19 protein-coding genes are annotated in these 19957 nt (G+C 74.2%); 10 read left to right on the top strand and 9 right to left on the bottom strand.

Features of this window, described 5'->3' with window-relative positions; translation table 11 throughout:
* Positions 1-48: 48 nt before the first annotated feature.
* From ABD249_RS09700 to ABD249_RS09690, 3 genes are all read right to left on the bottom strand, one after another.
* Positions 49-936, bottom strand: coding sequence for an alpha/beta hydrolase family protein (locus ABD249_RS09700; protein ID WP_344342981.1), 888 nt, complete (start codon positions 934-936; stop codon positions 49-51).
* Complete coding sequence (locus ABD249_RS09695) at positions 936-1583, bottom strand: hypothetical protein (RefSeq protein ID WP_344342979.1); 648 nt, start codon at positions 1581-1583, stop codon at positions 936-938. The genes ABD249_RS09700 and ABD249_RS09695 overlap by 1 nt, the downstream gene beginning before the upstream one ends.
* A 113-nt stretch (positions 1584-1696) precedes the next feature.
* Positions 1697-1981, bottom strand: coding sequence for a DUF1540 domain-containing protein (locus tag ABD249_RS09690; RefSeq protein WP_344342977.1), 285 nt, complete (start codon positions 1979-1981; stop codon positions 1697-1699).
* A 191-nt stretch (positions 1982-2172) separates the two neighbouring features.
* On the opposite strand from ABD249_RS09690, the gene ABD249_RS09685 reads away from it, so the two are divergent.
* Positions 2173-2862 carry a hypothetical protein gene (locus tag ABD249_RS09685; protein ID WP_344342975.1) on the top strand — a complete coding sequence of 230 codons (690 nt, stop codon included), beginning with the start codon at positions 2173-2175 and terminating at the stop codon, positions 2860-2862.
* 19 nt (positions 2863-2881) lie between these two features.
* Here ABD249_RS09685 and ABD249_RS09680 read toward each other — a convergent pair whose 3' ends face one another.
* Positions 2882-4642, bottom strand: coding sequence for a DEAD/DEAH box helicase (locus tag ABD249_RS09680; protein WP_344342973.1), 1761 nt, complete (start codon positions 4640-4642; stop codon positions 2882-2884).
* 83 nt (positions 4643-4725) lie between these two features.
* On the opposite strand from ABD249_RS09680, the gene ABD249_RS09675 reads away from it, so the two are divergent.
* On the top strand, positions 4726-5073 hold the full coding sequence (locus tag ABD249_RS09675; RefSeq protein WP_344342971.1) for a hypothetical protein: 348 nt from the start codon (positions 4726-4728) through the stop codon (positions 5071-5073).
* Positions 5074-5115: 42 nt separating this feature from the next.
* Here ABD249_RS09675 and ABD249_RS09670 read toward each other — a convergent pair whose 3' ends face one another.
* Both ABD249_RS09670 and ABD249_RS09665 read right to left on the bottom strand, forming a co-directional pair.
* On the bottom strand, positions 5116-6807 hold the full coding sequence (locus ABD249_RS09670; RefSeq protein ID WP_344342969.1) for an ABC-F family ATP-binding cassette domain-containing protein: 1692 nt from the start codon (positions 6805-6807) through the stop codon (positions 5116-5118).
* Positions 6808-6888: 81 nt separating this feature from the next.
* On the bottom strand, positions 6889-7356 hold the full coding sequence (locus ABD249_RS09665; RefSeq protein ID WP_344342967.1) for a GNAT family N-acetyltransferase: 468 nt from the start codon (positions 7354-7356) through the stop codon (positions 6889-6891).
* A 113-nt stretch (positions 7357-7469) separates the two neighbouring features.
* Here ABD249_RS09665 and ABD249_RS09660 point away from each other — a divergent pair, with 113 nt between their 5' ends.
* Positions 7470-7913 (top strand): SRPBCC family protein, encoded by a 444-nt coding sequence (locus ABD249_RS09660; RefSeq protein ID WP_344342965.1) that lies wholly within the window; start codon positions 7470-7472, stop codon positions 7911-7913.
* 58 nt (positions 7914-7971) lie between these two features.
* Positions 7972-8157, top strand: a complete 186-nt coding sequence (locus ABD249_RS09655) for a hypothetical protein (protein WP_344342963.1) — start codon at positions 7972-7974, stop codon at positions 8155-8157.
* A 5-nt stretch (positions 8158-8162) separates the two neighbouring features.
* On the opposite strand, the gene ABD249_RS09650 is transcribed toward ABD249_RS09655, so the two are convergent.
* Together ABD249_RS09650 and ABD249_RS09645 are read right to left on the bottom strand one after the other, a co-directional pair.
* A complete protein-coding gene (locus tag ABD249_RS09650) occupies positions 8163-8876 on the bottom strand; it encodes a hypothetical protein (protein WP_344342961.1) in 714 nt (237 codons plus the stop codon).
* Positions 8877-8892: 16 nt separating this feature from the next.
* Complete coding sequence (locus ABD249_RS09645) at positions 8893-9093, bottom strand: hypothetical protein (RefSeq protein ID WP_344342959.1); 201 nt, start codon at positions 9091-9093, stop codon at positions 8893-8895.
* On the opposite strand from ABD249_RS09645, the gene hrpA reads away from it, so the two are divergent.
* Positions 9035-12952: an ATP-dependent RNA helicase HrpA gene (gene hrpA / locus ABD249_RS09640; protein WP_425546313.1), complete on the top strand. Its 3918-nt coding sequence runs from the start codon at positions 9035-9037 to the stop codon at positions 12950-12952. The two genes, ABD249_RS09645 and hrpA, sit on opposite strands and share 59 nt — an antisense overlap.
* Positions 12953-12973: 21 nt before the next feature.
* Here hrpA and ABD249_RS09635 read toward each other — a convergent pair whose 3' ends face one another.
* Positions 12974-14704 carry a carboxylesterase/lipase family protein gene (locus ABD249_RS09635; protein WP_344342955.1) on the bottom strand — a complete coding sequence of 577 codons (1731 nt, stop codon included), beginning with the start codon at positions 14702-14704 and terminating at the stop codon, positions 12974-12976.
* Between the two features lie 52 nt (positions 14705-14756).
* Here ABD249_RS09635 and ABD249_RS09630 point away from each other — a divergent pair, with 52 nt between their 5' ends.
* From ABD249_RS09630 to ABD249_RS09610, 5 genes are all read left to right on the top strand, one after another.
* Positions 14757-15962 carry a thiolase family protein gene (locus ABD249_RS09630; protein ID WP_425546312.1) on the top strand — a complete coding sequence of 402 codons (1206 nt, stop codon included), beginning with the start codon at positions 14757-14759 and terminating at the stop codon, positions 15960-15962.
* A 31-nt stretch (positions 15963-15993) separates the two neighbouring features.
* Entirely contained in the window at positions 15994-16731 is a 738-nt protein-coding gene (locus ABD249_RS09625; RefSeq protein ID WP_344342951.1) for an SDR family NAD(P)-dependent oxidoreductase, read from the top strand.
* An 84-nt stretch (positions 16732-16815) separates the two neighbouring features.
* Positions 16816-18018 carry an MFS transporter gene (locus ABD249_RS09620; RefSeq protein ID WP_344342949.1) on the top strand — a complete coding sequence of 401 codons (1203 nt, stop codon included), beginning with the start codon at positions 16816-16818 and terminating at the stop codon, positions 18016-18018.
* Between the two features lie 73 nt (positions 18019-18091).
* Positions 18092-18907 (top strand): aldo/keto reductase, encoded by an 816-nt coding sequence (locus ABD249_RS09615; protein WP_344342947.1) that lies wholly within the window; start codon positions 18092-18094, stop codon positions 18905-18907.
* Entirely contained in the window at positions 18904-19863 is a 960-nt protein-coding gene (locus ABD249_RS09610; RefSeq protein WP_344342946.1) for a TetR/AcrR family transcriptional regulator, read from the top strand. The genes ABD249_RS09615 and ABD249_RS09610 overlap by 4 nt, the downstream gene beginning before the upstream one ends.
* Positions 19864-19957 lie beyond the last annotated feature (94 nt).

Below are 19957 nucleotides of genomic sequence, written 5' to 3'. Positions count from 1 at the left end.
GCCTTCGGAGCGCGACGCGCTCGACCCTTCGAGCCTAGCGACGCACCCTCAGCCGAGGACGTCGAGCAGCCAGGCCTTGACGAGCGCCCAGCACTCGCTCCCGGGGTCGAGGTGCGCGAAGTGCTCCTCCCCCGCCACGACCTCGAGCCGCACGTCGTCGCCCGCGGCCGTCGCGGCATCCGCGTACGTCTCGCTCTGCGAGGGCGGCACCGTGACGTCGTCGGCCCCCGTCACGATGAGCTGCGGCACGCCGAGCGGCACCATCTGCGCCGGCGACGTGATGGCGGCGACGTCGGCAGGCACCGGCACGTCGGGGTCGATCTCGAGCAGCGATGCGACGGAGGCGCCGCCGAGGAACTGCTCCTGCGCCGTGACGAGGTCGTTGACGCCGGCCTGGCTCGCCGCGGCGATCGGCACGAGCAGCGGGCCGGCCCCCGGCACGCCCTCGGGCAGCGTCGGGCGACCGGCCGCCCAGAGGGCGAGCTGCCCGCCCGCCGAGTGGCCGACGATCGCCACGCGCGCGAGGTCGAGTCCGGCCTCGGCGCCGACGGTCGCGAGCAGGTCGACGGCGGCGGCGATGTCGTCGAACGTCGCTGGGCGTCCGCCGCCCGCGCCGACGCCGCGATAGTCGACGTTCCAGACGGCGTAGCCGTCGGCCACGAGGTCGGCGGCGACCGCATCCTCGAGCGTGCGGTCGTAGCCGGCCTGCCAGTAGCCGCCGTGCACGAGGATGACCGTCGCCCTCGGCTCGGCCGACGGGAGGATGAGGTCGCAGACCTGGGCGGGGTCGTCGCCGTAGGCGTGGGTCGTGGTCACACCAGCATCCTCGCTCGTGGCCGGGTCCGCCGGCGACGGCGCTCCGTCTCCCACGCAGCCGGCGAGCACGAGCGCGCCCACGCCGCCGAGGCCGCCGAGCAGCGCTCGCCTGGACAGCATCAGCGTCGCCTGGGGATGGTGAGCAGCAGCGTCACGAGCGCGATGGCGAGCGCGATCGCGCCCGTCGCCGTGATCGCGTAGCCCGGCTCCACGCCGAGCACGTTCAAGCCGTATCCGACGGCGCCGACGATCCACGGGAGGAGCACCGCGAGCCACGCCCACCACCGGGCGCCGCTCGCGAGGACCCAGCCCACGACGCCGACGAGCAGCAGGAGGCTCTGCGGATTCAGGAGCCAGCGCACCACGGGCGAGCGCAGGGCGCCGAGCTCGCCGAACTGCAGCGCGACCGTGATCGCGACGACGGCCGCGATGCCGACGATCAGCACCACGATGCCGAGGATCCGGCGGACGGCGGATCCGGGCGCGAGCACGTAGGCCATCGCCACCAGCAGGATGCCGACCGCCAGCCGACCGAGCTCGAGCAGCAGGATCTCCGCCAGCCCGGTGTCGCGACCGCCGAGCGCGAAGATGAGCTGTCCACGCGCTGCGAGGTCGACGATGGTGCCGCCGGCGATCGCCAGGAGTCCTGCGAGCAGCCAGTGCCTGCGGTCGTACGGACGCCCGGGACGCAGCGGCTCGAGCGGCGAGCCGGGCGTCGCCGGCATCTGCACGGTTCGCGGGGGCGGCGGCGCCATGGGATGGGTCATGGCGTCAGCGAACCACCGAGCGCTGGATGCCCGCTGACGCCTCGCCGCGCGTCGCTGGCGTCGGAGGCGCCGGTGCCGCGAGACGTCGGACGCCAGGCGCCAGGCATCAGGCGTCAGGCCGCCTCGTACGTCTCGCAGTGCGCGGTGCCCTGGCCGGAGATCCGCACGGTGTCGGCGAGGCAGAGCGCCGACTGGTTGTGCACGCACTCCGTGCGCTGGCAGGCGCCGACGTGGCTGACGACCTTCGGCAGCCCGCCGTCGATGCCGAGCGGCAGGAACGTGACGCAGCCGGCGCCGGCGCCGGCGACGGTGATGGCGGGTGCGTGACAGCCGTCGTGGTTGTAGCCGCAGGTCGTCGCGCTGCACGACGACACGGTGGGGAGCTGGTCGATGGTCATGGCGTCCTCCTTGCCCTGGCGTCAGCATGCACCCGCCCGGTGCGGCTGTCCAGCAAGGTGAGGCTGCCCTGACCGGGACTTTTCCGGCAAGGGCACCCTCACCCGTCGGCCTGGCCTGCAGCGCGCGCGCAGCCGCCGTGCAGTCGCGTGCGCGAGGCTGGGGTACGCCCCTCGACCCTCCCGGAGCCGTCATGCGCCGCCGTTGCCTCGCCGCCCCCGTCGCCCTCGCGATCCTCCTGAGCGGCTGCGCCGCCGCCGAGCCGGAGGCGTCGCCCTCGGCGTCCGCCGTGGAGTCGCCCATCCCGTCGGCCACGCCGTCGCCCACGCCCACGCCGACCCCGACGCCCACGTCGACGCCCTCCGCCGAGCCGGCAGCCGAGCCGCCTCGGTGCGGCGACGCGTACGTCCTCGATTCCAACCAGAGCAGCAGCATCGGCCAGATCCCCGGCACGGACGAGGAGGTGCTGGCCGCGCTCGCACCACGTCCGGGCTTCGCCGCCGAAGGCGCGCTCGATGGGCTCGCCGTGCTCTGCACCGTGATCACGACGGGCCTCGTCGACGGGCCGCCGAATCCGGACGGCTCGCCCAGCATCGTCGGCGTCTCGACCGCGTTCGTCGACGGAGCCGGCGCTGTGGACGAGGCGATCGCGGCATGGGCCGCGGCGAACGGCTACGCGGCGACGTCGGACGGCGAGCACCCGGAGTACGCCCTCCCTCGGGACGCCGACGGGAACACCCCGAAGAAGATCGTCAGCATCCCCGTCTCGATGTTCGGCTGGGACGAGGCGGAGGTCGCGAGGCAGTCCGCGCTGCTCGGCGTCGAGATCGACCTCGACGACCGGCTGGTGAGCTTCTCCGACTTCACCATCCCGCAGGGCTAGCCGCGAGCACGCCCGCGCGTCAGGAGTCGATGGCGCGGCGCAGGTACTGGATGCGGTCGCGCAGCTGCTGCATCGACGCCTTCGCGACCTCGGGGCCGCCGCAGATGCGACGCGCCTCGGCGTGCACCATGCCGTGGGTCTGCTTGCGCTTCTTCGCGACGATCGAGACGAGCGCGTTGAGCAGCTGGCGATCCTCGCGGAGCGAGCGGAAGAGGGCGTCGGGCTGGGGCGCCGCGGGCTTCTCGGCGATGCGCGCCGCCTGCCTGCGCTGGCGGCGCTGCAGCATCTCCGACACCTCCTCGGGCTCGAGGATGCCGGGGATGCCGATGAAGTCGAGCTCCTCGTCGGTGCCGGGCTCGACGAGCTGCCCGAACTCCTGGTCGCCGAAGAGCACCTTGTCGAACGTCGCCGCGGACGACAGCGCCTGCCACGTGAACGGCGCCGCCTCGCGATCCTCGGGATCGGGCTTCTCGGCCGCCTCCATGAGCGCGTCGTCGAGCAGCTGGTCGTCGTCGGTGGGCTTGCCGAGCGCGTGGTCGCGCTGTCGCTCGAGCTCGGCGGCGCGCTCGAGCAGCACCGGCACCGACGGCAGGAAGATCGTCGCCGTCTCGCCCCTGCGTCGCGAGCGCACGAATCGTCCGATCGCCTGCGCGAAGAACAGCGGCGTCGACGAGCTCGTCGCGTAGACGCCCACCGACAGGCGGGGCACGTCGACGCCCTCGGAGACCATGCGCACCGCGACCATCCAGCGCGACTCGGAGGCCGAGAACTCCTCGATGCGCGCGCTCGAGCCCGCGTCGTCCGAGAGCACGACCGTCACGCGCTCGCGGCAGATCTCCTCGAGGATCGCCGCGTACTGGCGCGCCTGCGCCTGATCGGTCGCGATGACGAGGCCACCGGCGTCGGGCACCTGCTCGCGCACCTGCGTCAGTCGCGCGTCGGCGCTGCGCAGCACCTGCTGGATCCACGTGCCGCCCGGGTCGAGCGCCGTGCGCCACGCGGCGGACGTGATGTCCTTCGCGTCCTCGTGCCCGAGGGTCGCGCGCATCTCGTCGCCCATCGACGTGCGCCACTCCATCGTGCCCGCGTAGGCCATGAAGAGCACGGGACGCACGACGTGGTCGGCGAGCGCCCGCGCGTAGCCGTAGTCGTAGTCGGTGGCGGAGTAGCGCACGCCGTCCTCCGCCGGGGCGTACTCGACGAACGGGATGGGCGCGTCGTCGCTGCGGAAGGGCGTGCCGGTGAGCGACAGCCTGCGCGCGGCGGGCTCGAACGCCTCGCGCACCGCGTCGCCCCAGGACAGCGCGTCGCCGGCGTGATGCACCTCGTCGAGGATGACGAGCGAGGCCGCCGAGCGCGTCATGCGCTCGTGGAGCGCAGGCCGTGCCGCGACCTGCGCGTACGTGACGACGACGCCGTGGAAGTGGCGGCCCGCGTCGCCGTGCGCGTTGCGGAAGCCGGGGTCGAGCCGGATGCCGGCGCGGGCAGCGGCATCGGCCCACTGCGACTTGAGGTGCTCGGTGGGCGCGACGACCGTGAGGCGCCGGACGTCGCCGCGGCGGAGCAGCTCGGACGCGAGCCGCAGGGCGAACGTCGTCTTGCCTGCACCCGGGGTCGCCGCTGCGAGGAAGTCGCGGGGGCTGCGCTCGAAGTAGCGCTCGAGCGCCTCCTGCTGCCAGGCGCGCAGCGTCTGCGCCGTGCCCCATGCCGCGCGCTCGGGGAAGGACGGCGGCAGGTGGTCGGCTGCCCAGGAACCGTAGTGCTGGGGCTCGCTGGACATGTGGCCCAACGGTAGCCCCGACCGCCGACGCGACACGAACGCGTCCAGCCGGCTCGCACGCCCGCGGCGTACGATCCCGTGTCATGCACTTCCCCATCGGACTGCTCGCCATCGCCGCGGCCATCTCGATCGCCGCATGGCGCACGCGTCCGCGCTGGTGGGCGATCGTCGTCGGCGTGCTCATCGCCCTCGGCCTCGTGTGGAGCGTGCTCGGCATCGTCGGCGTCACGGTCACCCTCGGCGGCATCGTCGCGTCGACGATCGGCTGGATCTACCTCGGGCTGTGCATCGCGACGCTGCTCGCGGCCGTCTTCGTGCTCGAGCGACGCGGCCCGGACGGCGAGGAGGCGCCGCCGCTCATCGGCGACAACCCGCTCGACGGCGACACGGACGACGCCGACGACCCGGCACCCGCTCGCGACCTGCCGTAGCGGAGCCGACCCGGCCGCCCGACGCGTCGTCGCGGGCCCGCGTCAGCGAGCGCGCGCGACGCGCCCCTCGTCCCACACGGGCGCATCCGCCTCCACGACCTCGCCGTCGGCGCCGAAGACGAGGAAGCGGTCGAACGTGCGCGCGAACCAGCGATCGTGCGTCACGGCGAGCACCGTGCCCTCGAACCGTCCGAGCGCATCCTCGAGCGACTCGGCCGACACGAGGTCGAGGTTGTCGGTCGGCTCGTCGAGCAGCAGCAGCGTGACGCCCGCGAGCTCGAGCAGCAGGATGCGGAAGCGCGCGCGCTGCCCGCCCGAGAGCTCCTCGTAGCGACGCTCGGCCGCGTGCGCGAGCCCGTACCGGTCGAGCGCGGCGCTCGCGGGCTCCCGCGGCATCCCCTGCCGCTCGTCGTCGCCGCGGTGCAGCACGTCGAGCAGCGTGCGCCCCTCGAGCCCCGCAGCCGCGTGGCTCTGGGCGAACCAGCCGGGCACGACGCGCGCGCCCAGCACCGCGCGGCCGCCGTGCTCGACGCGCTCGATCGTCGCACCGACGCTCGTGACGTGCCCGAGCGTCGCATCCGGATCGGTGCCTCCGTGGGCGAGCAGGCGCAGGAAGTGGCTCTTGCCCGAGCCGTTCGCGCCGAGCACCGCCACCCGGTCGCCGAACCAGACCTCGAGGTCGAACGGCCGCATGAGGCCCGTGAGCTCGAGACCGGTGCAGACGACGGCGCGCTTGCCCGTGCGCGCGCCCCGCAGCCGCATCGAGAGGTCCTGCGCCGGCGGTCGCGCCTCGGGCGGGCCGATGGCCTCGAAGCGGTCGAGCCGCGTGACGGCCGCACGGTAGCGCGAAGCCATGTCGTCGCTGCTCGCCGCCTGCACGCGCAGCGTCTGCACGAGCCTGCGCAGCTGCGCGTGCTGCTCGTCCCATCGCCTGCGCAGCTCGTCGAGCCGGGCGAAGCGCGCCTCGCGGGCCTCGTGGTACGTCGCGAAGCCACCGCCGTGCACCCACGCCGAGGCACCTGCAGGGCTCGCCTCGAGCGTGACGACGCGGTCGGCGGCGTTCGCGAGCAGCTCGCGGTCGTGCGAGACGAGCAGCACGGTCTTCGTCGTCTCGCGCAGCCGCTCCTCGAGCCAGCGCTTGCCGGGCACGTCGAGCGCGTTGTCGGGCTCGTCGAGCAGCAGCACCTCCTCGGGCCCGCGCAGCAGCGCCTCGAGCGCGAGCCGCTTCTGCTCGCCGCCCGAGCAGGTCGCGAGCGCCCGCCACCTCGCCCGCTCGAAGGGCAGGCCGAGCGCCGCCATGGTGCAGCGATCCCACACGACCTCGTGCTCGTAGCCGCCGGCCTCGGCGTAGTCGGCGATCGCCGCCGCGTACGCGAGCTGCGTCTCGGTGTCGTCGCGCTCGAGCATCGCGGCCTCGGCGTCCTGCAGCGCGACGGCGGCGGCGCGGATGCGGTCGGGGGCGACGGCGACGAGCAGGTGCTCGATCGTCGGCTCGTCGTGCTCGCCGACCGCGATCGTCTGGTCCATGACGCCGAGCCCGCCCTGCACCTGCACGCTGCCCGCGTGGGGTCGCAGCGCACCGCGCACGATGCGCAGCAGGGTCGACTTGCCTGCGCCGTTCGCCCCGACGAGCGCGGTCGTGCGCCCCTCGGGCACGCGGAAGCCGACGTCGGTCAGCAGCGGTCGGCCATCCGGCAGCGTGTACGAGATGCCGCCGACGTCGATGAAGCCCATGGGATGCGTCCTGCGGTTCGAGGGCGGGCACGGCCCGGCAGCCCTCGGGTGGGCAGCCGACCAGGCTACGTCATGCGCGCGTCAGGCGCCCGGCGTCGCGTCGTACGTGACCCAGCGCGTGCGCGTGGCGACGCGATCGTAGAGCCGCTGCGCCGTCGCGTTGTCGTCGGCCGTGATCCAGCGCACGACGGACGCGCCCTCGAGCGCCGCGACGCCCCCGAGATGCGCGACGAGCGCATGGCCCACCCCCGCCCCGCGTGCCGACTCCGCCGCGAACAGGTCGTCGAGCCACACCCCGACGGTGCCCGTCGACGGCCGCGCGAAGCGTCGGTGGTGGGCGATGCCGACGAGCTCGCCGTCGGCCTCGGCGACGAGCCCGCGCACCTCGTGGCCGGCATCCGTCAGCCACGACCACACGCGATCGACGACCGCCTCGTCGGGCTCGAGCCGGTAGAAGTCGCGATACGCGCGGAACAGCGTCGCCCACTGCTCGCGATCGCCCTCGCGGACGGGTCGGATGCCGACGGTGGGTCGCACGGTGCCTGCCATGCCTCGATGCTGCCAGGGCCGCCGCCCGCCTCGCACGTCCGCGACGCCGTCCACCCCCTTCCGGCGACCGACGATCCCCTGCCACGCTGATCGCCCGGCCGACAGGAGCATCCGTGTTCGCATTCGAGGAGCGCATCGAGATCGCGCGCGATCCGCAGGCCGTGTTCGCGTTCCTCACGAGCCCCGAGCAGCGCCCGCGGTGGGACCGCTCCGTCGTCTCCGAGCGGCTGCTGTCGCCGGAGCCGGTGCAGGTCGGCAGCCGGGTCCGCACGCGCATGCGCGTCATGGGCAGGGCCGTCGAGTTCGACTGGCTCGTCACCGAGCTCGCACCGCCCACCGCCATGGCCGCGCGCAGCCTCTCCGGCACGATGCCCACGCGCCTGCGCTTCTCCTTCGCGGCGACGGACGTCGGCTGCCGCGTGATCGCGAGCATCGGCGCGGAGCCCGGCGGCATGCTGCGGGTCGTCGAGCCCATCGTCGCCGAGGCCGCGCGCTCGACGCTCGCGTCCGGGCTCGCGCGTGCGCGGACGCTGCTGGAGGCGGAGCCGGAGGCCTGAGCGTCCAGGCGGCCACCGGGTCGACTTCGCTACCATCCACGGGACGGAAGGTGGCACGATGTCCGACCCCGAGATCCCCGCCGAGATGCCCCCGGTGACGCCGGCGTTCCAGGCCGACCTCGACGCCTACACGGCGGGCAGGCTCGACGAGGAGGAGCTCGTCGAGCGCTACATGGACCGCCTGGGCTACGGCGACATGTGGCGACGTCAGCAGCGCCTCGAGCCGGGCGAGCTGCCCGACTGACGCGGTCAGAACTCGAGCATTCGACGCGAGATGCGCGTCTGCTCAGAGCCCTTCGTCGCGGCATCCCCTGGGACCGAGACCTGGAAGCCGAGCTGTCGCAGAGTCTCCACGGCGATCTGCGGCGCGTCGCGGATCGCAGATCTGAGCTGGAGGCTTCGCCACTCCTTGCGTCCCGCGTCCAGACCGGACCTCCAACCGTCGACCGCATCGACGCCGAACTCCTCGATGAGGAAGTGGAGGACGTCTTCGAGGCAAGGGCGGAAGCGCGTCCCACCGAGCGGCAGATGCAGCGACTTCAGGTCGGCCAGCGTGGAACCACCCGGCGTGATGCGTCGCGCGCGTCTCGTCCGGTTCCCACCCGCGACGAGCGCATGCGTGATGGCGTCGCGGTGAGCATGGATCTGCAGGTGCGCATTGGGAACGTCCCCTGACCCGTCACGGACGTACTCGTACCTCAGCAGCGGCTCGGAGCTCGTGGCCCCGAGCACATGGAACTCTGACCGATGGATCGCGAGGTACTCCGCCCGTCCGTCGAAGCCACACTGGTACTTCACGAAGATCCGCAAGATCTCCTTGCCTCGTGCCGTCAGCGGGATGCCGCGAGCCGCGACGGTCGACACCTCGAACCTCTCACCGAGCACGGTCGCGCGCAGTTGAGCGCCACCGGTGCCCAGGACAGCCTCGAGGGTGTCGCTGACTCTCGTCGCGAACGCCAGCACCTGACGTTCGAGAGCGTCAGACGCTGTCATCCAGCAGGTAGTCGAGGGTCTCGAGGCGCACAGCGACCTCGGCCTCGGTCTCGGTCAGACCGCCGCCGACCGCCCTCGCTCGAAGTGCGAGTCGATCGTCGCTTCCGACAGCGTCTCTGAGCCGAGCAGTGAGCGCGTCCCGCTCTGCGATCGCCGCGTCGCGCTCGAGCCGTTCGATGATCGTCATGACTGCCTCCCGTGATCCGAGTATGCACGGCGCGTCCGACACCGGTGCTCGGTGCCGCGGCGCGGCAGGCGTGCGACTTCGCTCACGCCGAACGCGCACGCCGACGCGCGCGGGACGCGAGAGGATGGACGCGATGCACATCGCCTATCCGGAGGACCTGCCGGTCTCCGCGCGCCGCGACGAGATCGCCGCCGCCATCGCGGAGCACCAGGTCGTCATCGTCGCGGGCGAGACGGGCTCGGGCAAGTCGACGCAGCTGCCGAAGATCTGCCTCGACCTCGGCCGTGAGGCCATCGCGCACACGCAGCCGCGCCGCATCGCCGCGCGCACGATCGCCGAGCGCGTCGCCGAGGAGCTGCAGGTCGAGCTGGGCGCCGAGGTCGGCTACCAGGTGCGCTTCACCGACAAGGTCAGCGCCGCCACGAAGGTCGCCGTCATGACCGACGGCGTGCTGCTGAACCGCATCCACCGCGATCCCGACCTGCGCCAGTACGACACGATCATCATCGACGAGGCGCACGAGCGCTCCCTCACGATCGACTTCCTCGTCGGCTACCTGCAGCGCCTCCTCCCCCGCCGTCCCGACCTGCGCATCATCGTCACGTCGGCGACGATCGACCCCGAGTCGTTCTCGCGGCACTTCGGCGGCGCCCCGATCATCGAGGTCTCCGGCCGCACCTACGGCGTCGACGTGCGATACCGCCCGCTCACGCGCGAGGCGATGGACGACGACGGCGACGACGACGACGCGCACGACGACGTCGACCCCATCGACGGCATCCACGACGCCATCCGGGAGATCTGGCGCGACGACGACGGCGACGTGCTCGTGTTCCTCTCGGGCGAGGCCGAGATCCGGGATGCGCAGGACGCGCTCGCGGGCAGGCTCGGCGCGGGCGTCGAGCTGCTGCCGCTGTACGGTCGGCTGTCGTCGGCCGAGCAGCACCGCGTGTTCGAGCGCCGCCCGGCAGGCGTGCGGCACCGCGTCGTGCTCGCGACGAACGTCGCCGAGACGAGCCTCACGGTGCCCGGCATCCGCCACGTCGTCGACACCGGCACCGCGCGCATCTCGCGCTACTCGACGCGCGCGAAGGTGCAGCGCCTGCCGATCGAGGCCATCAGCCAGGCCTCGGCGAACCAGCGCGCGGGCCGCGCGGGCCGCGTCGCGCCCGGCATCGCGATCCGCCTCTACGCCGAGGACGACTTCGCGAAGCGGCCGGCGTTCACCGACCCGGAGATCCTGCGCACGAACCTCGCGTCGGTCATCCTGCAGGCGGCGACGCTCGGGCTGGGGCCGCTCGAGGAGTTCCCGTTCCTGCAGCCGCCCGAGCGGCGCGCGATCGCCGACGGCACCGACCTGCTGCGCGAGCTGCAGGCCGTCGAGCGCTCGGGCGCCGTCACGCGCATCGGCCGCGGCATCGCGCGGCTGCCCGTCGACCCGCGGTTCGCGCGCATGGTGCTCGCGGGCGTCGAGCACGACGTCGCCGACGCCGTCATCCCCATCGTCGCCGCGCTCAGCATCCAGGACCCGCGGGAGCGCCCGCTCGAGCACCGCGCGCGCGCCGACCAGCTGCATGCGCGCTTCGCCGACCCCACGAGCGACTTCATCTCGCTGCTGAACCTGTGGCGCTACCTGCGCGAGGAGCAGCGGCAGCGCTCCGGCAACCAGTTCCGCCGCATGTGCCGCGACGAGCACCTGAACTTCCTGCGCGTGCGCGAGTGGCAGGACGTCGTGCGGCAGCTCGAGCGGTCGCTGCCGAAGGGATCCGTGCCCGCCTCGCGCCGGTCGGAGACGAGCTCGGAGCCGTTCTCGACGAGCGCGGTCGAGATCCACAAGGCGCTGCTCGCGGGCCTCCTCAGCCAGATCGGCGTGCGGGATGCCGAGAAGCGCGACTTCGTCGGCGGTCGCGGCACGCGCTTCCACATCCACCCGTCGTCGACGCTCGGACGCAAGCAGCCGCAGGCGGTCATGGCCGCCGAGCTCGTCGAGACGTCGCGGCTCTTCGCGCGGGTGGTCGCGGGCATCGATCCCGCATGGGCGGAGCCGCTCGCCGGCGACCTCGTGAAGCGGCAGTGGTTCGAGCCGCGCTGGTCGAAGCGGCAGGGGGCGGCGATCGCGACCGAGCGCGTGACGCTGTTCGGCGTGCCGATCGTGCCGCAGCGGCGGATCCAGCTCGCGCGCGTCGATGCGATCCTCGCTCGCGACCTCCTCATCCGCCACGGGCTCGTCGAGGGCGACTGGAGCGTGCGCGAGCGGTTCCTCGAGGCCAACCAGGCGCTGCGGGACGAGATCGAGGGCCTCGAGGAGCGGCAGCGGCGCCGCGACCTGCTGCTCGACGACGAGCGCATCGTCGAGCTCTACGATGCCCGCATCCCCATGCACGTCACGGATGCGCGCGCCTTCCAGCGCTGGTGGCGGGATGCGCGCACCGAGACGCCCGACCTGCTGACGTTCACGCGCGAGGACCTCCTCGGCCGTGACGACGCCCCCGACGAGGAGCAGTTCCCGACGACGTGGCGGCAGGGCGACCAGACCCTGCTGCTGTCGTACCGCTTCGAGCCGGGCGCCGACGACGACGGGCTCACGGTGCACGTGCCGATCGCGCTGCTGCCGCGCCTGAGCCCGGCCGGCTTCGACTGGCTCGTGCCCGGCATGCGCGAGGAGCTGCTCACCGCGATGATCAAGGCGCTGCCGAAGCACGTGCGCCGCACGGTCGTGCCGGCCGCCGACTGGGCGCGGGGCATGCTCGCCGACCTGCCCGCGACGCCCACGGATGCGTCGCTCGCGCAGGTGCTCGCCGACCGCATCCGCCGCGTCGCGCACACGCCCGCCGACGCCTCCGACGTCGACGAGGCGCGCGTGCCGACGCACCTGCGGCCGCGCTTCGTCGTCGAGGGCGCGAAGGGGAAGGTGCTCGGCGCCGGTCGCGATCTCGCGGCGCTGCAGGCGAGGCTCGCACAGCGCGCGACGGTCGAGGTCGCCGCCGTCGTCACGCACGACATCGAGCGCGAGGGCGTCGCGGGCTTCGAGTCCGACCTGCCGCGGCACGTCGACGTCCGACAGGGGCAGGGCACCGTGCGCGCCTACCCGGGGCATCGCCTCGCGAAGGGCGGCCGCATCGACGTCGCGCTGTTCTCGACGGAGGCGGAGCGCGACGCCGCCGAGCACGCCGCCGTGCGCCGCATGCTCGCCGACGCCGTGCAGTCGCCGCAGTCGTACGTGCAGGCCAACCTGTCGAACGCCGAGCGGCTCGCGCTCGGCGCCTCCCCCTACCCGTCGACGGCGCGGCTGTTCGACGACGTGCTGCTCGCGATCGTCGACGAGGAGCTGGGGATCGGGGGGCCGGTGCGCTCGGCGCAGGACTTCGCGCGCATCCGCATCGCCGTGTCGCTCGGCCTCGTCGAGCGCATGTTCGACGTCACGGCGCGCGTCGCCGCCATCCTCACCGCGGCGCGCGCGGCCGACGCCGCCATCCGCGACACCTCGTCGCTCGCGTTCATGGCGCAGCTCGCCGACGCCCGCGCGACGCTCGACGGCCTCGTGCACGACGGCTTCATCGTCGCGACGGGCGTCGCACGGCTCGGCCGCATGCCCGTGTACGTCAAGGCGGTCGAGCACCGCGTCCGGCGCCTGCCGGAGGCCGCGCACCGCGACGTGCAGTGGATGGCCGAGGTGCAGGAGGCCGTCGCCGCCCTGCGTGCCGCAGGCGGCGCGATCCCGCTGCCCGCCACCGCGCCCGAGCGGCTGCGCGAGGCGCGCTGGATGATCGAGGAGCTGCGCGTGAGCCTCTTCGCGCAGTCGCTCGGCGCGCGCGGACCCGTCTCGGTGCAGCGCGTGCGTCGCGCCCTCGCGTCGTGACGACGCGCTGACCCGTCCGCCTCAGGGGCGGGGACGCCGTGGTGCGACGCCGGCCTCGACGAGCGGCACGATGCGCGCCCAGCCGTGCGCGTCGACCGTCCCGGCGTGCGGGGTCGGCGCGTCGTCGGCGGCCGGCGCCGCATCCGCGACCGGCGCGTCGAGGTCGGCCGGTGCGCCGAGGATGCGCGTCGCGCCGGGCGCCGCGCTCCAGGGCTGCCAGCCGGGGTCCCCGTCGCGCGCGAACGCCACCATCGCGCCGTGGACGACGTCCGCGAGCGCCTGCGGTGCGTCGGCACCGAGGAGCGCGTCGGCGTGCGCGTCGCCGAGGGCGTCGAACGCGAAGGGCACGTCGACGCAGTGCACGGCACCGCCGCGCGTGGGCGACGCCCAGTCGAATCGGTAGACCCACGTGTCGGCCGCTTCGGAGGCTGCGGGCGCCGCGCGCACGGCGGGGTCGGGATGCTCGAGGCGCTGCCGCTCGCGGACGCGCGCGGCAGCGGCGTGCTCGCGCGCTCGCGCAGCGCCGACGACGGATCCGCCGAACACGAGGTCCGAGAGGTATCGGCCCGCGAGGGCGCCGGCGCCGGCGCGAGCGACGTCGGCGTTCGCCGCGACGTACGCACGACGGGCGATGCGATCGAGCCGCGCGGCGCCGAGCGTGACGGCGCTCGGGATCGCGCGCAGCAGGCCCGGGCCGATGCCGCGCAGCCGCGGCGGCAGGAGCGCCGCGGTCAGCAGGAGCTCGTCGTGCATCGCGCCGACCACGACGGGCACGCCGCTGCCGCGTCCGGCTCGGAGCGCATCCATCGTCGGCTCGGGCAGGAGGTCGCCGTCGACGACCGGGCCGAGCGCGAGCAGCTCGTCGGCGAGCGCGTAGACGCCGCTGCCCGCGCCGCGACGGGCGAGCGGCTCGGCGCGCAGCACGTCGGCCTCGCTCGTGCGTCGCAGCAGCTCGAGCGTCGGCACGCCACCGTGCGCGCCGACGCGCAGCCGGTCGCCGAGCCGGGCCGCGAGCGCCCTCGCCGTCGACTCCGGCACGTCGGCGAGCGCGGGCGACGCCGCCCACGCCTGCGCGAACAGCCCGGCCGCCGCGGGCATCCCGAGCAGCGTGAGCACGGCACCGCCACCGGCGGACTGCCCCGCGATCGTCACGCGCGCCGGATCGCCGCCGAAGGCGCCGACGTGCCGCTGCACCCACGCGAGCGCGCACAGCCAGTCGCGCACGCCCCGGTTCTGCACCGCGTCGTCGCCCTCGACCCATCCGAAGCCGTCGAAGCCGAGGCGGTACGAGACGACGACCGTCACGACGCCGTCGCGCGCGAACGCGCCGTTGCCGTACCAGGGGCTCGCCGCCGAGCCCGACGTGTAGCCGCCGCCGTGGATCCACACCATGACCGGCAGGCCGGCTCCGGGGCTCGGATCGGGCGACCACACCGAGAGGGTGAGCGTGTCGTCGCCCGGCACGCTCGGCTCGGGGATGAGGGCGCGCGGGTCGGCCTCGCGCTGCGGCGTCGCGCCGAACGCGAGCGCATCGCGGGTGCCATCCCACGGCACTCGTGGCACGGGTGCCGCGAGCCGCAGCTCGTCGACGGGCGCCTCGGCGTACGGGATGCCGCGGAAGGCCGCGACGTCGCGACCGGCGCCGTGCGCCGAGCCGATGCGCTCCCAGCGACCGCGCACGCGTCCGGAGGGCGTCGCGACGACGACGTCGGCGGCGTCGCCGTGGGCTCGAGGGTCGGTCGCGTCGTCCACGCCGACCACGGTACGCAGCGCACCTCCCGCGCACCTGTGCTCGCCGCGCACGATGGCGGGGTCGATCCGTGGGCTCCTCGTCGCTAGGTTGGGGTGCGTGAGCGCCGTCATCGTCGACGTCCTGCGCACCGCGTCCGGCCGGGGCAAGCCCGGCGGTGCGCTGTCCGCCTGGCATCCCGCAGCCCTGCTGGGCACCGTCATCGCCGAGCTCGTCGACCGTGCCGGCATCGACCCCGCGCTCGTCGACGACGTCTACGCCGGATGCGTGACGCAGGTCGGCAGGCAGAGCCAGAACGTCGCGCGCTCGGCCGCGCTCGCCGCCGGGCTGCCGCTCACGGTGCCGGGCACGACGATCGACCGCCAGTGCGGGTCGAGCCAGCAGGCCATCCACTTCGCGCATGCGGCCGTCGCCGCCGGCCTCGCCGAGTGCGTCGTCGCGTGCGGCGTCGAGCTCATGTCGACGCACCCCATCGGCTCCGCCGCGCTCGGCGAGGACCCCATCCCGGCGCAGGTGCACGGCCGCTTCCCCGGCCTCACGCACCAGGGCGTCGCCGCCGAGCTCGTCGCCGCACGGCACGGCATCGGCCGCGACGCGCAGGACGAGTACGCCGCCCGCAGCCATGCGCGCGCCGCCGCCGTCGCCTGGGGCGACGAGATCCTGCCCGTCGCCGGGCTGTCGGGCGAGCACATCGTCGACGAGACCATCCGCGCCGGCACGACGACCGACCGCCTCGCCGGCCTGCAGCCGGCGTTCCGCACCGACGAGCTCGCCGCCCGGCATCCCGAGCTGGCCTGGGCGGTGACGGCCGGCAACGCCTCGCCGCTCACCGACGGCGCGAGCGCCGTGCTCGTGACGTCCGAGGACTTCGCCCTGCGCCACGGCCTGCGACCGCGCGTGCGGATCGTCGACTCCGTCGTCGTCGGCTCGGATCCCGTCGAGATGCTCTCGGGCGTCATCCCGGCCACGACGCGCATCCTCGAGCGCAACCGCCTGCGCATCGAGGACGTGGACCTCGTGGAGGTCAACGAGGCGTTCGCCGCCATCCCGCTCGCCTGGCTCGCCGCGATCGGCGGCGACGGCGATCGGCTCAACGCCCGCGGCGGCGCCATCGCGCTCGGCCACGCGCTCGGCTCGAGCGGCACGCGCATCATGACGACGCTCGTGCACGGCCTCGAGCGCGGCCACGGCCGGCTCGGCCTGCAGACGATGTGCGAGGGCGGCGGCATGGCCAACGCGACCCTCGTCGAGCGGCTCTGACCGCCCACCGACCACGACCCTGGAGGACCCCTTGGACATCGCAGGAACGAGCGCCCTCGTCACGGGCGGCGCGAGCGGGCTCGGCGCCGCGACCGCCGCGATGCTGCGGGATGCCGGCGCGCACGTCGTCGTCGCCGACATGCGCGAGAGCGACGCGGAGGGCATCCGCTCGGTCGTCGCCGACGTCACGGACGAGCGGCAGGTGCAGGATGCGATCGACGCCGCGAGCGACGCCGCTCCCCTGCGCATCGTCGTGCAGTGCGCCGGCATCGCGACGGCCGAGCGCATGGTGGGCCGCGACGGGCCGCTCGCGCTCGAGCGCTTCGCGCGCGTCGTGCAGGTGAACCTCGTCGGCACCTTCAACGTCGCCCGCCTCGCGGCCGCGCGGATGCAGGAGGGCGAGCCCGTCGGCGAGGAGCGCGGCGTGCTCGTGCACACCGCGTCCGTCGCGGCGTTCGACGGCCAGGTGGGGCAGGCGGCGTACTCGGCGTCGAAGGGCGGCGTCGCGGCGATGACGCTGCCGCTCGCGCGCGAGCTGGCCCGCAGCCGCATCCGCGTCATGACGATCGCGCCGGGCATCTTCCGTACGCCGATGATGGAGGGGCTGCCGGAGGCCGCGCAGGCGTCGCTCGCCGAGCAGATCCCCCATCCGTCGCGCCTCGGCGAGCCCAGCGAGTACGCCGCCCTCGTGCGGCACGTCGTCGAGAACCCGATGCTGAACGGCGAGACGATCCGCCTCGACGGCGCGATCCGCATGGCCCCGCGCTGACGCGTCCCGGCCCGCCACGTCCCTCGCCGACCGCTCACGTTGGTCGACCGATCCAGGCCCGTCGCCGAAATGTAGGCTCGGCGCATGCGTGCGTACGGAGAGGTGCTGGCGACCCCGGGCGTCGCGCGCATCATGGCCGCGCAGCTCATGGCACGGTTCCCGCAGGGCATGTACTCGCTCGGCCTGCTGCTGCACGTCGAGCGCACGTTCGACTCCTACGCGGCCGCCGGCCTCGTGCTCGCCGCGCTCTCGATCGGGCAGGGCGCCGCCGGTCCGCTCACGACGCGCTGGATGGGCCGCTGGGGCACGCGCCCCGTGCTCGCGCTCACGCTCGTCGTGGCCGCCGCGAGCCTCCTCGCCATCGCGCTCGTGCCCATGGGGCTCGCCGCCATGACCGCCGTCGGCGCCGTCGCCGGGCTCGCGATGCCGCCCATCACGCCGGCCGTGCGCACGCTCTACCCGACGATGGTCACGCAGCGCATGCTCTCGCGGCTGTTCTCGCTCGACGCGACGCTGCAGGAGATCATCTGGGTCGTCGGCCCCGTGGCCATCACGTTCGTCTCGACGCAGATCGGCACCGTCGAGGGCCTCGTGTCGGCGGCGGTCGTGCAGGTGCTCGGCGGCGTGTGGTTCATCCTGTCGCCCGAGGTCGGGCGCATGCGCATCCCGCCGTCGGGAAAGCGCATCGGCGGCGTGCTGAAGAAGGTGCCGGTCGTGCTCGTCGTCGTCACGGGCATGCTGCTCATCGGCGGGTTCGCGGCGTCCGAGGCGGCGGTCGTGTCGGTGTTCGGCCACGAGGGCTTCGAGGCCGGGATGGTGATCGCGGCGAACGCGTTCGGGTCGCTCGTCGGCGGCCTCGCCCTCGGCGGCGTGATCATCCGTCGCCGCTCGCTCGCGATCCGCATCGCCGTGTGCGCGCTGGGCTTCGGGCTCGCGTGCCTCATCCTCGACTTCTGGTGGCTCGCCCTGATGTTCTTCCTCGCGGGCATCGGCATCGCGCCCGCGCTCTCGGCGATGTCGTCGATCGTCGCGGCGACCGTCCGCTTCTCGGACACCCCCGAGGCGTACGGATGGATCGGCTCGGGCCAGCTGATCGGCGCGGCCGTCGGGTCGGCCGCCGCGGGCATCCTCATCGACTGGCAGGGCCCCATCGGCGGCTTCGCCGTCGCCTTCGTGCTGGCGAGCGCCGCCGCGATCGTCGCATGGGTGCTGCGCCACCGGCAGCCGGACCTCACGCAGGGCATCGGCGAGCCGCCCGAGACGGCACCCATCGAGCTCGCGCGCTGACGACGCCGGACGCGGCGGACCCGCGGATCCGCGCGCTCGCCGGGCGCACGGCATCCGCTGCCAGGATGGGTGCATGGTCGACCAGCTGCCCCTCCTGAACGGCTCGAGCATCCCCGCGATCGGCCTCGGCCTGTACAAGGTGCCGCCCGCCGAGGCCGCACGCGTCATCGACGACGGCCTCGCAGCCGGCTACCGCCTCATCGACGGCGCCGCGATGTACGACAACGAGGCCGAGATGGGTGCCGCCGTGCGCGCGAGCGGAATGCGCGACGCGCTGCAGGTCGTCACGAAGTTCTGGGGCGATCCCGAGCAGTCGTACGACGCCGTGCTGCGCGACTTCGCGGCGAGCGAGGCGCGGATGGGGCTCGACGTCGTCGACGGCTACATGATCCACTGGCCGCGCGCGCCCCGCGACACGTACGTCGAGACGTGGCGCGCCTTCCAGGCGCTGCGCGACGAGGGCCGCGTGCGATGGATCGCGGTGGCGAACTTCGGCGCCGACGAGCTGCAGCGCCTCTTCGACGAGACGGGCGAGTGGCCCGTGATCAACCAGGTCGAGTCGCATCCGTGGCTCCCCCAGCACGACCTGCGCGCCTTCCACGCGAAGCACGGCATCGTGACGCAGGCGTGGAGCCCGCTCGGCCGCGGACGCCTGCTCGACCACCCCGTGCTCGTCGCGATCGCCGACGAGGTGGGTGCGACGCCCGCGCAGGTCGTGCTGCGCTGGCACCTGCAGCTCGGGGGCGCCGCGGCGCCGAAGTCGATGCACGCGTCGCGCCTCGCCGAGAACATCGCGCCGATCGCGCCCCTGCCCGACGAGGCGATGGAGCGCATCGCCGCGCTCGAGTCGGGCGAGCGCACCGGCACCGCGCCCGAGGATCGCCCGTGACGCGATCCGGCTCGACGCCCGCGCCGGGGGTGCCGACGCTGCCGCATGCCGTCGCGATCGCCTGGGGCGTCGCCGAGCTGCCGCAGCGCGGACCGAAGCGCGAGCTGTCGACCGAGCGCATCGTCGACGCCGCGATCGGCATCGCGGACGCCGACGGACTCGATGCCGTGAGCATGGGCCGGGTCGCGACGGCGCTCGGCTTCACGCCCATGTCGCTCTACCGGTACGTCACCGGCAAGGACGACCTGCTGCTGCTCATGCTCGACACGGCCTCCGCGATCCCGACGCCCCCGACCGAGGGCGACTGGCGCACGCGGCTGCGCGCGTGGGCGACGTCGGTGCGCGCCGGCTACCAGCGGCATCCGTGGCTCACGAGCCTGCCGCCGTCGGCGACGCCGACGACGCCCAACCGGCTGTCGATCCTCGACGGCGCGCTCGGCGCCATGGAGGACCTCGACCTGCCCGACGAGTCGAAGCTCGCGATCTCGCTGCTGCTCATGGGATACGTGGGCCTGTTCGGCGAGGCGGGCCACGGCACGGCGATCGACGACGAGATGCGTGCGGCGCTGCGCGAGCTCGTGACGCCGCAGCGCTTCCCGCACCTCGCCGAGGGCGTGCACGCCGGCCTGTTCGACGAGCCGCTCGCGAGCACCGACAAGGCCTTCTTCTTCGGCCTCAACCGTCTGCTCGACGGCCTGCAGGCATGGCTCGAGCGCGGCGGGCTCGACGACGCCGCCTTCGATCGCGTGCCGCCGACGGTCGTCGACGACCGCAAGGTCAAGGAGGCGCTCAAGGCGGTGCGCGAGGCGGAGGCGAGGCTCGCCGAGGCGCGCAGCGACGCGCAGCGCGTGGCCGACCGGGCGATCGAGCGCGAGGCCGCCGCCGAGGAGCGGGCGCGCGAGCGCGAGACGCGAGCGCAGGAGAAGGCCGAGGCGAGGACGCGCAAGCGCAGCTGAGCGCGGCCGCCGAGCCGGTCGTCGGCACGGCGCGGCGCGCCGCGGACGTCCGAGTCGCCGCCGCGGTTGGGATGTGCGCGACGCGGGGCGCGGC

The sequence above is a fragment of the Agrococcus versicolor genome (assembly GCF_039531815.1).
In the GTDB taxonomy this organism is placed as follows: Bacteria; Actinomycetota; Actinomycetes; order Actinomycetales; family Microbacteriaceae; genus Agrococcus; species Agrococcus versicolor.
The sequence above is the reverse complement of the archived record's forward strand: the minus strand, read 5'-3'. Positions and strand labels throughout refer to the sequence as shown.